The following is a 210-nucleotide window of genomic DNA, read 5'->3' as shown; positions in this document are numbered from 1 at the left end:
GAGGTCATCGTGACCGCCTATGGTACCTCCACCAAGGAGGCCTTCACGGGCTCCGCGACCGTTGTGGGCGCAGAGGAGCTTGCCATCCGGAACGTGACCTCGCCCATTGCCGCCATTGAAGGTAAGGCCACGGGGGTGCAGTTCACATCCTCCCAAGGACCCGGCTCTTCGCCAGGTATCGTGATACGCGGTGTGGGAACGCTCAATGGT

The 210-nt window shown here is 62.4% G+C and carries 1 protein-coding gene; it reads left to right on the top strand.

Annotation, left to right across the window (positions count from 1 at the left end):
- A partial coding sequence (locus AACP56_RS18010; protein ID WP_339339122.1) for a TonB-dependent receptor plug domain-containing protein occupies window positions 1–210 on the top strand: 210 nt, incomplete at both ends.

Source organism: Croceitalea sp. MTPC6 (assembly GCF_036985525.1).
Classification (GTDB): domain Bacteria; phylum Bacteroidota; class Bacteroidia; order Flavobacteriales; family Flavobacteriaceae; genus Croceitalea.
The sequence above is the reverse complement of the archived record's forward strand: the minus strand, read 5'-3'. Positions and strand labels throughout refer to the sequence as shown.